15 protein-coding genes are annotated in these 13,452 nt (G+C 68.8%); 8 read left to right on the top strand and 7 right to left on the bottom strand.

Annotated features, from left to right (window positions below; translation table 11 throughout):
- Positions 1-50: 50 nt before the first annotated feature.
- Positions 51-944 carry an SDR family NAD(P)-dependent oxidoreductase gene (locus tag R2E43_RS00070; RefSeq protein WP_093457780.1) on the bottom strand — a complete coding sequence of 298 codons (894 nt, stop codon included), beginning with the start codon at positions 942-944 and terminating at the stop codon, positions 51-53.
- Positions 945-1,002: 58 nt separating this feature from the next.
- On the opposite strand from R2E43_RS00070, the gene R2E43_RS00065 reads away from it, so the two are divergent.
- Both R2E43_RS00065 and R2E43_RS00060 read left to right on the top strand, forming a co-directional pair.
- Complete coding sequence (locus R2E43_RS00065; RefSeq protein ID WP_319130599.1) at positions 1,003-1,656, top strand: TetR/AcrR family transcriptional regulator; 654 nt, start codon at positions 1,003-1,005, stop codon at positions 1,654-1,656.
- Positions 1,657-1,776: 120 nt separating this feature from the next.
- The gene (locus R2E43_RS00060; protein ID WP_319130598.1) at positions 1,777-2,493 is read left to right on the top strand and encodes a sulfite exporter TauE/SafE family protein; all 717 of its coding nucleotides are present in this window, start codon (positions 1,777-1,779) and stop codon (positions 2,491-2,493) included.
- A gap of 75 nt (positions 2,494-2,568) precedes the next feature.
- Here the strand turns inward: R2E43_RS00060 and R2E43_RS00055 are convergent, their stop codons facing one another.
- On the bottom strand, positions 2,569-3,426 hold the full coding sequence (locus tag R2E43_RS00055; protein ID WP_037665931.1) for a helix-turn-helix transcriptional regulator: 858 nt from the start codon (positions 3,424-3,426) through the stop codon (positions 2,569-2,571).
- A gap of 101 nt (positions 3,427-3,527) precedes the next feature.
- On the opposite strand from R2E43_RS00055, the gene R2E43_RS00050 reads away from it, so the two are divergent.
- Positions 3,528-4,292 (top strand): SDR family oxidoreductase, encoded by a 765-nt coding sequence (locus tag R2E43_RS00050; protein WP_319130596.1) that lies wholly within the window; start codon positions 3,528-3,530, stop codon positions 4,290-4,292.
- Positions 4,293-4,756: 464 nt separating this feature from the next.
- On the opposite strand, the gene R2E43_RS00045 is transcribed toward R2E43_RS00050, so the two are convergent.
- Positions 4,757-5,518, bottom strand: a complete 762-nt coding sequence (locus tag R2E43_RS00045; RefSeq protein WP_332055750.1) for a ZIP family metal transporter — start codon at positions 5,516-5,518, stop codon at positions 4,757-4,759.
- Between the two features lie 675 nt (positions 5,519-6,193).
- Here R2E43_RS00045 and R2E43_RS00040 point away from each other — a divergent pair.
- Together R2E43_RS00040 and R2E43_RS00035 are read left to right on the top strand one after the other, a co-directional pair.
- A complete protein-coding gene (locus tag R2E43_RS00040) occupies positions 6,194-6,607 on the top strand; it encodes a hypothetical protein (RefSeq protein WP_011031939.1) in 414 nt (137 codons plus the stop codon).
- An 875-nt stretch (positions 6,608-7,482) separates the two neighbouring features.
- Positions 7,483-7,665 carry a hypothetical protein gene (locus R2E43_RS00035; protein WP_259332929.1) on the top strand — a complete coding sequence of 61 codons (183 nt, stop codon included), beginning with the start codon at positions 7,483-7,485 and terminating at the stop codon, positions 7,663-7,665.
- A gap of 276 nt (positions 7,666-7,941) precedes the next feature.
- Here the strand turns inward: R2E43_RS00035 and lgt are convergent, their stop codons facing one another.
- The 4 genes from lgt to R2E43_RS00015 all read right to left on the bottom strand — a co-directional run bounded on the left by lgt (position 7,942) and on the right by R2E43_RS00015 (position 11,520).
- Positions 7,942-8,895, bottom strand: a complete 954-nt coding sequence (gene lgt / locus R2E43_RS00030) for a prolipoprotein diacylglyceryl transferase (RefSeq protein WP_189285408.1) — start codon at positions 8,893-8,895, stop codon at positions 7,942-7,944.
- A gap of 75 nt (positions 8,896-8,970) precedes the next feature.
- Positions 8,971-9,381 (bottom strand): DUF4260 family protein, encoded by a 411-nt coding sequence (locus R2E43_RS00025; RefSeq protein WP_189285409.1) that lies wholly within the window; start codon positions 9,379-9,381, stop codon positions 8,971-8,973.
- Between the two features lie 115 nt (positions 9,382-9,496).
- The gene (locus R2E43_RS00020; protein ID WP_189285410.1) at positions 9,497-10,069 is read right to left on the bottom strand and encodes a TetR/AcrR family transcriptional regulator; all 573 of its coding nucleotides are present in this window, start codon (positions 10,067-10,069) and stop codon (positions 9,497-9,499) included.
- A gap of 995 nt (positions 10,070-11,064) precedes the next feature.
- Positions 11,065-11,520 carry a CYTH domain-containing protein gene (locus R2E43_RS00015; RefSeq protein ID WP_332055749.1) on the bottom strand — a complete coding sequence of 152 codons (456 nt, stop codon included), beginning with the start codon at positions 11,518-11,520 and terminating at the stop codon, positions 11,065-11,067.
- Between the two features lie 629 nt (positions 11,521-12,149).
- Between R2E43_RS00015 and R2E43_RS39095 the strand changes: the two genes are divergently transcribed.
- From R2E43_RS39095 to R2E43_RS00005, 3 genes are all read left to right on the top strand, one after another.
- Positions 12,150-12,356 (top strand): hypothetical protein, encoded by a 207-nt coding sequence (locus R2E43_RS39095; protein ID WP_193487381.1) that lies wholly within the window; start codon positions 12,150-12,152, stop codon positions 12,354-12,356.
- Between the two features lie 585 nt (positions 12,357-12,941).
- The gene (locus tag R2E43_RS39090; RefSeq protein ID WP_456300762.1) at positions 12,942-13,268 is read left to right on the top strand and encodes a hypothetical protein; all 327 of its coding nucleotides are present in this window, start codon (positions 12,942-12,944) and stop codon (positions 13,266-13,268) included.
- On the top strand, positions 13,265-13,452 hold a 188-nt coding region (locus tag R2E43_RS00005; protein WP_332055748.1), incomplete at its 3' end, for an ATP-binding protein. The genes R2E43_RS39090 and R2E43_RS00005, both read left to right, overlap by 4 nt.

Here is a 13,452-nt window from a genome sequence, read left to right as displayed (position 1 = left end):
CCGTCCCTGTGGACGGTGGTGGCGGGGACCCCCTCCACGCGGCTGTCCTGCTACGCGGCTCCCTCGTCGGCGGGCATCGGGGCGGGGTAGGGCTCGGCGAAGTCGGCGGAGCGGCTGACGCCTTCCCACCGGGATGCTTCCGCGAGCCGGTGCCGGGAGTGCTCCGTCGCCATCTCCACGGCGTTGACGCCGAGCAGGAGGTGCGACGGCGGGTTGTCGCGTCGGGCCGCGCCGACGATGATGGCGGCGGCGCGCCGGGGATCGCCCGCGGTCCCCGCGTCGCTCTGGCGCATGCGCCGGTTCATGAGGCCGACGGTCTCCTCGTACTCTGCGGGCACCGGCTGCACCGTCATGGAGGATCCGGCCCAGTCGGTGGCGAATCCGCTCGGCTCGACGACCATGACACGTACGCCGAACGGCGCGGCCTCCACGGCGAGCACGCGGCTGAATCCGTCCACCGCGAACTTGGCCGCCTGGTAGGACGCGATGCCGGGTGATCCGCCCACTCGCCCACCGACCGACGAGATCTGCACGACCGTGCCGGCGCCTTGGCGGCGCAGTACCGGCAGGGCGGCCCTGGTGACGTTGTACACGCCCCAGAAGTTTGTCTCGAACTGCGTACGGAAGTCGGCTTCGTCAGTGGTCTCGATCGGTGACACGTTCGCGTACCCGGCGTTGTTGACCAGTACGTCGATGCGTCCGAAGCGGTTGATCGCCGCATCGACGGCTTCCCGTGCTCCGGTGCCGTCCGTGACGTCGAGAGCGACCGGGTGGACGCGGTCGTCGCCGTACCGCTGTACGAGATCGTCGAGCTGTTCGGGGCGGCGGGCGGTGGCGACGACCAGGTCGCCTGCGTCGAGGACGGCGGTGACCAGAGCGCGCCCGAGGCCGCGCGAGGAGCCGGTGACGAACCAGACCTGCTGCCTGTGCTTGCGTTGTTCCATGCCTTTAGTGAAACACCGTTGCGTTAATAATGCAACGAGGTTGCCTTATGATGATGTGATGACCGGGTCCGGATTCCAGCGCGCCCGCAGCGCACAGGCCAAGCAGCAGCGGGAAGAGGCGATCCTCGATGCGGCCCGCGAGCTCGGTACCGAGCGCGGCATCCGCGAGATCACGCTCACCGACATCGCCGCGACCGTGGGCATGCACAAGTCGGCCCTCCTGCGCTACTTCGAGACACGCGAACAGATCTTCCTCAAGATCACAGCCGAGGGTTGGAAAGAATGGTCCGCGGAGTTGTGCGCCCGACTGCGCGAGCTTCCCGGCGCGGCACCGGACGCCGTCGGGCAGGTGTTCGCCGCCACCCTGGCAGCCAGGCCCCTGTTCTGCGACCTACTGGCCCAGGCGCCCCTCAACCTCGAACGGAACGTGTCCGTCGAGTCGGTGCGGTCCTTCAAGATCGCCACTCTCGACGAGGTCGGGCGTATCGGCGCGGAGCTGCGCCGACTGCTCGGTGTCGACGAGACCCAGGCCGTGGACGTCATCGCGACGGCCACCAGCCTGGCGGGCGCCCTCTGGCAGATGGCGACGCCCGGACCGCACATCCAAATGCTCTACCGCAGCGATCCCCGGCTCGCGCACGCCGTCGTGGAGGTGGAGCCACGGCTGAACCGGGTGCTCGGCGCCCTGCTCCGGGGAATCGCCGACGGATGAACTGCTTCTCCGGGGCGGACGCCGGCCCCGACCCGGAGGGGCACCACCCGTGCCACGGTCGCGCACCAGAAGGGGCACGGCGTCCTCCCGCGGCCGACGGCGGCTTGGTTCACTGCTTCGATGGATGACCTTGTGCTTGCCGGGATCGTGCTGTTCGGGGCGTCGCTGCAGTGGATGACCGGTATGGGGTTCGCGCTCGTCGCCGTGCCCCCGCTGGTGCTGCTGCTCGGGCCGTCTGAAGGAGTCGTGCTGACCAACTGTGCCTCCGGGATCATCTGCCTCGCCGGGTTGGCCCAGGGTTGGCGGCGGGTGCGGGTGGGGGCGATGGTGCCGCTGTGCACCGCGGCGATATGCACCGTGCCGATCGGGGCCCGGCTGACCGCGACCTTGCCCGAGCCCGTGCTCATGACGGTCATGGGCGCGCTGGTCACGGCCGCCGTGCTGCTCGTCATGTACGGCGCACGCGTACCGGCCCTGCGCGGACGGAAGGGCGCGGTCGCGGCCGGGGGACTGGGCGGGTTGATGAACTCCGCCGCCGGTGTCGGCGGCCCGCCGATCTCCCTCTACGCGATCAACGCGGGCTGGACGGTGCGCGAGTTCGTCCCCAACGCGTTCTTCTACGGCGTCGTCGTCAACATCTTCTCCGTCGCCGCGCACGGTCCGCCCCACCTCGACGCCGAGCGCTGGGTGTGGGTCGTGGGCGCCCTGACCATCGGGATGATGATCGGCCGGACGTTCTCCGGCAGGCTGCCGGAGAACCGGGCGCGGTGGCTGGTGCTGGCTCTGGCACTGGCGGGCGGGATGCTGGCACTGGGCAAGGGACTGTGGAGGCTGTGAGCCGTCACCGGGTGCCGCGCAGCCGATCCGCGCCCCGGCCATGATGCAGACCCCCGTGGTCGACGGCGCTCGAGATCACCGCACCTGGTCCTCCGCTTCGGTGAACCGATGGAGCCCGAGTACGGCCAGGAGCTGCAGCTTCTCATGGCTCTCGGTCCGAGGCGGAGCGGTGAGGACAAGCAGTGTCTGGGACTGGTCCTCGGTGAACAGCGCCTGGCAGTCGACTTCGATCGCGCCGACTTCGGGGTGGATGAGTGTCTTGTGATCCTCGAAGCGTTGTGCGACCTCGTGCCGTTCCCACAGCTCGGCGAACTCCTCGTTCGACTGCTGCAGAATCCGTACGAGCGCGCCGGCGTGTGACCGCGCGCCTCGCATCCCGTAGGCGGCACGCAGGTTCGCGACCTGGGCGCGGCTTTGGCGGCCCCAGTCGCTCTCGGGGTAGACCGACCGCTCGGAGGGATCGGTGAACCACCGGTAGACGGCGCTGCGGGCGAGCCCCGTGTGCCTGGACGCGTCGCCGAACAGAGCAACAGCCATCCTGTTCTGCACCAGGGTCTCGCCCAGCTCGGTGAGAATGAGCGCCGGGGTGTCATCGAGTCGGTCCAGCACGCGCAGCAGCGCGGGCGCGACGGGACTCGGGTCGGACAGGGAAGCCGGCGCGTTGTGCCCGGCGACGCGGTACAGGTAGTCGCGCTCGGCGCGGGTGAGCCGCAGCGCACGGGCGAGCGAGTCCAGCATGCGTTCGCTGGGCTGCGGGCCGCGCCGTTGCTCCAGCCGTGTGTAGTAGTCGGTCGACATCAGGGCGAGGGCCGCGACCTCCTCACGCCGTAGACCTCTGGCCCGCCGGCGTGCACCGGGGGACAGGCCGACGTCCTCCGGCTGGAGCGCCTCGCGGCGGTGGCGCAGGAAGTCGGCCATTGCTGCACGGTCCATGCTGCCGATTATCGTCCCGCGCCGGACAGCGAGCCAGGGATCGCCGATCCCCCGACAACTGCTCCCTGAACCCGCCCGCGGGAACCGGCGACGATCGGAGCATGAACATCTCCGGAAACACCATCTTCATCCCCGGCTCCACCAGCGGCATCGGTCTCGCCCTCGCCCTCGCGTGGCAGGCCAGGGGCAACACCGTCATCGTCGGTGGTCGACGTGCCGAGCTACTGGAACAGATCGCAGCCAGGCATCCGGGCATCGGCACCGTTCAGATCGACACCACGGACGCCGCGAGCATCGCCTCTGCCGCGAAGCAGGTGCTCGCCGGCTATCCGGACCTCAACGTCCTGGTGACGATGGCCGGCGTGATGCACATCGAGGACTGGCGCCGTCCCGCCTCGTTCCTCGCCACCGCCGAGTCCACGATCACGACGAACGTGCTCGGTCCGATCCGCCTCATCGCTGCGTTCGTCGAGCATCTGCAAGCACAGTCCGACGCCACGATCATGACCGTCTCCTCCGGCCTGGCGTTCACGCCGCTCAAGGTCACGCCGAGCTACAACGCGTCGAAGGCGGCCATCCATCTGCTCAGCGAGTCCGTTCGGCTCCAGTTCGCCGGCACCTCGGTGAAGATTCTCGAACTCGAGCCGCCCTCCGTCCGTACGGCGCTGCTGCCCGGGCAGGAGGACAACGAGCACGCCATGCCGCTCGACGAGTTCATCGCTGAGGTGGTGAGCCTGATCGAGACCCAGCCCGACGCCCGGGAGATCCAGGTCGAACGCGTGAAGTACCTGCGCTACGGGGAGGCCCGCGGCGACTACGAGCAGGTCGTCGAGACGCTCAATTACTCGGACCCGCACGGCGAGTAGCCCGGTAGCCGGTCCGGACGAGGCGGCCTGCGACCGCCGACGGACCGGTCGAGCCGTCCGAGTAGCCAGGAAGTGGCCGGCGGCTTCCATGCTCTCGGCCGACAGGGGCGCGACGAGCGCGTCCACTCCGTCCCGGGCGGCGTCGCCCGGCGCGTGCGGCGCCGGAAGGCGCACGGCATGGTCCCGCCGGGGAGATCGTGTGCGGCGCCACCGCCCCCGGTGGCGCCCGGCCGAAGGGGATACTCAGATGCAGTCGCCGGTTACCGGCCAGGCCGAACGCGCTCCTTGAGCGGGCACGAACGCGCGAGGAGCAGCGACGGCCCGCGCCGCCTGCGACGAGGCGGCCGATGCGGCCGGCCCCGACGGCGCCGCGCCCCCGCGTGCACCTGGCCAGGCCCTTCCGGCGCGCCCGTCGACACCGGCCCGGTGAGGCGGCACCTCACGAGGACATACCGACGTGGGCTTCAGACGTGGGAGAGTGCGAAGGACACCAGGAAACCGCTGACCGTGACCAGTCCGATGGCCAGGTGGGCGTCTTCGAAGGCTTCCGGGATCATGGTGTCGGCGATCATCGCGAGGATCGCTCCGGCCGCCACCGCCGTGACGGCGGCTATGACGGCGGGCGAGAAGGCGCCGACGACGGTGTAGCCGAGGACGGCGGCCAGAGTACTGGCCGCGGTGATCGCGCCCCACACGCCGAAGACGTACGTCGTGCCGCGACCTGCTCGTTTCATGCCCGCGGAACTCGACAGCCCCTCCGGGACGTTACTGATGAACACCGCCGCCACCGTGACCGTGCTGACCGTGCCGCCGTCCAGCAGCCCCACCCCGATCACGGCAGACTCCGGCACTCCGTCCAGGAGCGCCCCGAACGCCAACGCCAGGCCGGAGCCGCCCTGTTGGGCCTCGGACGGCTGCGCCTGCGCAGTGTGGTGACCGGACCGTTTGCGGTGCCGGGCGCCACGGCGGGCGAGCCAGAGGTTGCCGAGCGTGTAGGCGGCCGCGCCGATGACGGTGCCGATCGCTGCCGGTGCCAGTCCCGCCTGCTCGTAGGCCTCACCGACCAGTTCGTAGGACACCGCGGAGATGAGCACGCCGGCACCGAAGGCCATCACCGTCGCGATCACCTTCTGGGACACCCGCACCCCGAAACCGATCGCCGCCCCCAGCAGCAGCGCCGAACCGGCCAGCAATCCCCACGCTCCCACCTGCACCACTTCGCTCATACGCGGCCGGTACCCAGCCGGACTCCGTCGAGTCCGCCGCTCCGTGACCTCGATGACCGCGAGGTCGGGTGGGACGTGACCGGGCACCCCGCCGATCTTGAAAGGAGTGTCGTGTCTGAAGCAGTCCCGAAGAGGAACGCTGGGAAGTCAAGCGCAACCTGATCGACTACACGCCCAACTGGACATCGTGGAGGGCCGGGGCCTGATCCGCTGCGACGACATCGGCGTCGGCGTCGGCGTCGGCCGCGGGGCTCACGAACGGTACGCGGCGACCGCCGACGACCTCACCTCGGCGCGTGGCGAGTCGACGTGGACCATGCACTTCAGGCGCGACGACTGGGACGTCAGCGTCGTGACCCACTCCCGGCTCACCTTGCGACGAACAGAGCTTCTTCGTGGACGCCACGCTCGACGGCTGGAAAGCGGGTCGCCGTGTGTTCTCCCGCACTTGGAACGAAACGGTGCCGCGGTACCTGATGTGACCGCGGTCAGGCGGTCGTTCTGCCCCGGACTGCACTGTCGGGCACGCCCATCGGGGTGAGCGCCTGGTGCGCACAGGCCGTGTCGCGGGCCTGTGGGACCGCGGACGGCCTCGGAAGCATCCGTCACGCACGCCGGGGCAGTCGCAATGCACGGCAACTCGTCCCCGACGCGACCAGAGATGAGCGTGATGACGTGACTTACCCCGAACACCCTGGAACTCCCGCCGACGCGGCACAGACGCACCCCGGAGCCGGCACGGGACGCAGCAACGGACTGGCCGTCGCCGCGCTCGTTCTCGCGATCCTGGCCGTCCTCCTCTTCTGGACCGTCGTCGGCGGGGTGGTGCTCGGACTCCTGGCGCTGATTTTCGGCATCATCGGCGCCCGCAGAGCCCGAGGCGACCGAGTACCGCACCGCAAGATGTCCATCGTCGCGGCGGTGCTGGGGACGCTGGGAGTCATCGCCTCCGTGGTGATCATCGCGATCGGCGCGTCGATCTTGAACTCGGACGAGTTCAAGGACTTCGACGACTGCGTTCAGCACGCCGACACCCAGAGCGAGCGCGACGCCTGCGCGAACGACTTCGAGGAGGACATCAACAACTGACACGGCCGACGGCCCGGTCCTGCCGACGACGCGGTGGAGAGCCACATCATGAGGCACCCGCAACTACGGGCCCTGCCCGGACCGCAGCACGAGGACTGTGGCCCTCGCGACGGCCGTCGCCGCGGTCGGAGTCCCCGCGGTGTTCCCGACTGCGGCCGTGAGAGGGGCAGTGGCTCCGTAGGAGAGCCGCGTGCCGCCGTTGCGGAGGGCTCGGTGGCGTGGATGTGGGATAGCTCCTGATTCCGGCGCGACCGACCTGGAGCACTATGACCGGCTGGGTTCTGTGCGGGACGCGTCCTGGGCTCGCCTGAGCCGTGGTCTCGGCGGTCATTTCGGGTGACCGACCCGGAACGGGGCCGGGAATCGGCGAGGTGGCGGGCCCGCCTGCGCGTTCGCCGTCGTTCTTCGGCGATCGCCTGCCGCAGTCGGACGACGGGAGTGGCGACGACCATCCGGACAGGCGCGGTGGACCGGGTCGGCCCGGTCAGGGTCGGGCACCGGGAAGGCGGTGGGGGGAGCCGTGCCGCCTGAAGCGTGCCGACTCGGAGACGCTCACGAACTTCGCCGCGTGGTGCGCGGCCACTTGAACTGAACCACCCCCGCTACGCCTTGCCGGGGTACTTGTGCCGCCCGTGGGCCTCACCGTCTGTTCGACGCGTAGGTACGAGCAGAGGGGAGCCGGGATGCCGAACGGGCCCCCCGCCCGCGCCCGTAGTCATCGCGGGGTGCGTGAGCATCGTCCGGCTCCACGGTGAGGCGTGCTTCGACTGCGGTGCCGTGAACAGGGTTCTGCGCGCGGCAAGATGTTCACTACGGACGGAGACCTCACTGCGGAGACCATCGCCCGTTGCACGAAGATTCGGGCGGGAACGAAAATGGAGAACACGCACTTGCAGGGGTATTTCGCGGCGCACGGTGGAGCCGAGCAGTGGGGCAAGTACGGCACCCCGCGTCTCAACATTCCGGGAGGACAGGGAACGTTCGACATCCACTTCTACGGCAACGAAGTGAGCGAAGGTGAGAGTCTGCTATCTGGGTGTCCCGGACACGCCGCCTGACCCGCTCGACTGCAGGCGCCACTTCACTCCGGGGCAAGAATGCGTTGTCCTTGAACTACATGTCCGCAGTGACGGGTATCGTCCCTGCGCATCGAGCACTCGAGTGATAAGGCCGAATCGTCGACGGCTACTCGCATCGTTCAATTTGCTCACCTGGTCCCCCCGCTCTCAGACGTTCTCGGGGATGAGCCCGCAGGTCTCATCACGGTGTACACCTCGCGATGCTCTGGAGGGCTGGGCTTCACACCAGCACCGCCGGCCGCCCGTACGAGCGCATCACGATCTGTTACGGACGTTCCAGGACTCGGTCGCCCGTCGGGGTGCGCTGTTACCCGGAGGCCCGGAGACGAGGCCGACGGAGGCGTCAGCCGGGCGCGGGTCATCGGTTCTCCTGTCGGTGCCCGCGCCTTGTAGCCGCGCCACATTCTCAATGCCCGGGTGGCGGTGGGCCGATACGACGAGGCAGGCGACAGCGCCGAGGAAGACCAGGACAGAAGTCCAGTTGTTCAGGCGCAATCCGAGGAACGTGTGGGCCTCGTCGATGCGCAGGTACTCGGTCCCAAACCGGCCGACCGTGTAGGCGGCGACGTAGAGGGCGAAGGTCCTGCCGTGGCCGAGCGGGAACCGTTTCGCCGCCCAGAGGATCAGTGCGGCGACGCCGATGTTCCAGAGGGATTCGTAGAGGAAGGTGGGGTGGTACGTCGCGATGTCTAGCGTGCCGGCCGGACGGTGAGCACGGTCGATCTCCAGGCCCCAGGGGAGAGTGGTGGGGCGACCGTAGAGTTCCTGGTTGAACCAGTTGCCCCAACGGCCGATCGCCTGGGCCAGGACGATGCCCGGGGCGACCGCGTCCGCGAAGGCGGGCAGGGGAATGCGGTGGCGACGGCAGCCGATCCAGGCGCCGACCGCGCCCAGGGCGATGGCACCCCAGATACCGAGCCCGCCCTCCCACACGTACAGGGCTCGGACGGGCTCGCCCCGTTCGCCGAAGTACGCCTCGGGGCTGGTGAACACGTGGTACAGCCGTCCACCGACGAGGCCGAAGGGCACTGCCCAGAGGGTGACGTCCGCAATGACGCCCTGCTTACCGCCGCGTGCGACCCAGCGCCGGTTGCCGAGCCAGACTGCCGCGAATACGCCCAGGATGATGCAGAAGGCGTATGCCCTCAACGGAATGGGGCCGAGGTGAAGGACGCCGGTCGAAGGGCTGGGAAGGTAAGCGAGGTCCATGATCGAGAGCCTTGGTCGAGGTCGTGGAGGGGTTTTAGGTGGCACGCCCGACGGCACGGGCAGTTCGGCCGTCGCTCAGCGCTGCCAGCCGTCGGCGGTGCGCAGTCCGTAGCCGAGCGCGCGGTCGAGGGCGATGTGCAGCAGCCAGGCGATTCCGAAGGTGAACAGTGCGGTGCCAGGCGGGTCGGGCAGTACAACGCAGACGGCGAGCCACAGGAGGGGAACGACCGGCCGGTGGGCGAGGTTGTAGCCCGGCACCCTGCCGCGGGGGAGTTGCCCGGCCTCGTGCGAGCCCGACGGTCCGACGAACAGCGTCAGATCAGGAGTGAAGAGGCCCGCAATTCCCAGTGGAATCGTCCCGCCACCGTGGTTGACCATCTCCAGCACGAGCCAGAACAGCAGAAATGCGCTGAACAGGGCCCAGGTGCCGCGGACCGGACCCGAGGCGGAGCTCCGGGTAGGTCCCTGGACCGTAGGGGGTGTCATACGGCCACTCCTGGTGAGGAGGTGACATCTCTGAGCCCAGCTCCGCATGTGGCGGCGTGTACGTAGCCCGCGGTGCGGGCGACGGAACAGGGAGCGGGTACCCCGGCAAGAGCGGTCATGCCGTGCTTCCATGAGGTCTGTTCCGGATTGCCTGGGTGAACGCCTCGCAGCCGGTGCGCCAGGCCACGTCCAGGTCCGCGCCGGGTGGAAAGCGGCCGTCGAGTTCGAGCATGACCATGCCGTGGGCGAATGCCCAGAACGAACGCGCGATATTGATGTCGCCGTGCACCGCGCGGGCCAGCGGCAGCGCCGCTCGCTCTTCGAGCCCTTCAGGGAGCGCGGTGCGGGCGAGCGGCCAACCGTGTGTGATGCGGTACAGGTGCGGGCTGGCGAGCGCATGACGTCGGTAGGCGTAGCCGAGCACAAGCAGGGGCGGGTCGGCGCCGATCTCGGCTTCGGCGGCCTCCTGAACCTCTGCCAGGAGGGTCAACCCCTGCGCCTGGAGCCCGGCCACGAGAGCGGCCTTGTCCGCAAAGTGCTTGTACAAAGAGGGCGCCCGGATGCCAACACGCTCCGCGATGCGCCGCATCGACAACGCATCCGGCCCTTCGGCGTCGAGCAATTCCCGGGCGGCGCACATGATCTGTTGTGCGCGGTCAGCCACGGCGGACCGTTCGCCCGACTTCAATGCGGGTGAACCACCCGGAGCAGGAAGTCGCTGTCCGGACGGCTGAGGAGACCTCGTACGAAGCGAGCCCCGGGCACCGAATGCCCGCGGTGCGCTGCGCGGGGCTCGGTGAGAACGGGCTCGGCCCAGCAGAGCATGCGCCTGCGGGCGCTGGCGATGGTCGCTCTCCCTCGGAGACCACCAACGTCCTCGAGGGGCGCACTGGCGCTGCCTGTACTCTCCGGCGGGGCCGGGGCAGGAGATTGCCGCGCAGGGTGCCGGCTGCGGCAGCAGTCACTGCGTCCCCCCTCACATGACGATCAATCAACGCGACTAACAGCGTTAGCCGTGTGCGTCACGGTACGGCTGACGGTGTTAGCCGTCAAGGCCCGCCGGCCCGATCCCCCCAGCCGACCTCACCGTCGACGGCACCGGACTGTTCTGCGCCACGCTCCTGCTGCGCCTGCGCAAACAGATCGAAGACCTACCGTCACCGTGGTCCACGTCATTGCGACCGGCCCCGCAGCTCCGCTTGACCTCCCGGCCTGGTGCCACATGGTCGCCCACGACTACCTCGGCCCCCTGTCCAGCAGCCGGCCGGTATACGGAATCTGTCTGGCCGCAGACGCCCGCGCCACGCGCGCTGACGCACCCTGGCACCCCGCGTCCACGTCCTCCCGGGGCTGACGCGCACCACCAGTCCGCAGCTCGGCAACGCCTTGGTATTCCGCAGTTTGTGATAGCCGGAACTACCAGCAACGTTTCAGCGGGTGCGTCTATTTGACGGTTGAGCATCAGATCGAAGGTAGGCTTTGGGCCGCCCAGCCACCTGCCTGCCACTCCTGGCCGTGTCCGAAGGCGGTACCGTCGCCCGAGGAGGACTTCGTCGAACTGCTGGGTGCCTGGCCAGCGGGCCGTTGCGCCGGGTGCGGGCGCTCGTTTCACGCTGACGTAGTGGTCGACCACTGCCATGAGCCTGGCCTTGTCCGCGGCCGCTTCTCCGAACTGCCCGTCCGTCAGGTTTGCGGACGGATTCCGTACTCGGCCAACCACCCGAGCAACTCTTGGCGGGAGGCTTGGACGAGACACCCTCCTGCGAAGCGGGCGTCGTCGGTGACCTCTGCCACGCATTCGGCAGGTGGCGCGAATGCCTGGATCTCCTCGTCAGTGGTGAACTCGGCTTCCCCGAGTACCAGACCTTGAAGACGGCCGTCGAAGACGTCAACGCCCAAGGGAGGCACGCTGAAGCGCGTCTTGGACAACATCGTGGCCGGCAGCGAGGCGAGCACGTCGTACTCGGCTGGCGACAAGTACGTATTCGTGATCAAACCCTGGATGGCGCCGGACAGCAGGACCGGGACTTTCTGGGTGAGCTTTAGCTCGCAGCGACCGTCCGCGAAGTCCGCTCGCCGCAGCCTCAAGCGAGTGCCGTTCACATACCGGTCGGTGATCACACGGGTGACGGTCACCATCGACGGATTCGGGGGCTGGCCAGGAGGAACCGTCTCTCCCGCTCGACACGTGAGTACTTGCCCGGGTGGACCGATTGCCCCTCAACCCCACCAGCCTTGTCCATCATGAGGACAGCTTCTCAGCCCTCGCTTTCCTCTCGGCCACCGCAATAGGCGACGAACCATTTCTGCCGGGTTCCAAGTGCGGTGGTCAGGAGTCGTTGGGGCGTCCGGCGATCTGGCCGAAGGCAGGCATTCCAGATGGGTGGGTGAGGGCTTCAGCGTCTCGTTGAGCTGAGCCGGTTTGTCCTCGGCGCCGGTCAGGCTGATCTCCAGGCCCTCGACCGCGCCGATCCAGCCCTCGCGCTGAGCTTCGGCAATCCGGTCAAGCAGGTTGTCGCGGTCTCGATCAGGCGGTCTCGCTGCGAGGGTTCAGGCCGAAGGAGCGGGCATCGGACGCAAGCGTGCTCGTGAATGCATGAGGTTCCGAACGCCCGGGCGCAGGTCCCGAGCGAGAGTTTGCACTTCTCGAAGTGGGAGAGGAAGGCGTCCCACTCATCGTTCGTCGGGGTCCGGCAATCCTTGCTGGGACGGAGCGACCTACGGCGGGCGATGAACGCGGTAGCGCGAGGGTGCCGATGCCGGGATGGATGCGCTCGATATCTGAGCGGACCAAGCTCTACGTCCAGGAAGCCCGGCCCCGGATGGCCGAGGAACTCGGCATCACGCCGAAGGAACTGGCGGGCATGCACCGCCGCATCGAGGTCCCCCCCGACGCCCAGGCCCAGGTCGACTGGGGCGATGAGAGCAAGAGCCTGGCCCACATGGCATCCCGAAGGTCTACTCGTTCCACATGACGCTGTCGTAGTCGCGCGACCCGTTCTGCTGCTTCACCACCAGCCAGGACCTCCAGACGTTCTTCGACTGCCACCGCCGGGCCTTCGCGCACTTCGGCGGAGTGCCGATGACGATCGTCTACGACCGGACCAAGACCGCCGTCCGCCGCCACGTCGCTCCGGGCAAGGCGGTTCCGCTGCATCCGGAGGCGGTCGGCTTCGCGGGCCACTACGACTTCGACGTCCTGGCCGCCTACCGGCCCACCGGCAAGGGACGCGTCGAGGGGCAAGTCCTCATCGTCCGCGACCACGTCCTGTCCGGCCGGTCCTTCCCCTCCGTCGAGGAGATGGATGCGGCCTTCATCACCTGGGTTCCGCAGCGACGGGCCCCGGCACACAGGACTCACCAGCAGATCATCGGAGAGCGGGCGGTTTGCGACCACGTGGCCCTCAGGTCTCTGCCGCCGACCCGTATCTGGTGGCTGAACGGCACCTACGGCCGGTCGGCAAGGACTGCCTGGCCGCCTTCGGCGGCAACCTCTACTCGGTGCCCGCCTGCAGGGTCCGACCGCGTCAGCTGGTGGGATCCGGGCCACAAAGTCGCACATGCTGCGTTCCACCGTCGCCGTCAGCAGCGGCGAGACGTTGCTGGCGGCCCATCCTCGGGCGATCGGCCGCGGGGTCCGCGTGGTCGAAGAGGCCCACTGGGACGGCCTGCCTACCGGCAGAGGACGTCGCACCACAACCGGCGGCGTCCTGCCCCAGCCTCGCCAAGAGCGTCCTCTGGGCGAGAAGGTCGGACCTCGGCATGCCCTGCTGAACCGTGCTGCGGCCACCCGCCTCGAGATCGGTTGCCGGCCGCTGTCGGTCTATGACGAGCTGACCGGCACCCGTCCCTCCACCACCTGTCCGAGCACGAGGGAAACGTCTTGAGCGAGCTGGTCTCCACCCGCATCCGCAATACGGCCGACAAGCTCGGCCTGCCCCACCTGGCCGAAACGATCAACGAGTACACCCGGCGGGCCGACGAGGGGAAGATGGGCAATCTCGACTTCCTCGACCTGGTGCTGTCCGAGGAACTCGCAGTCCGCGACGACCGCCGCTTCCGCCAGGGCCT

This window comes from Streptomyces violaceoruber (genome assembly GCF_033406955.1).
GTDB lineage: Bacteria > Actinomycetota > Actinomycetes > Streptomycetales > Streptomycetaceae > Streptomyces > Streptomyces violaceoruber.
The sequence above is the reverse complement of the archived record's forward strand: the minus strand, read 5'-3'. Positions and strand labels throughout refer to the sequence as shown.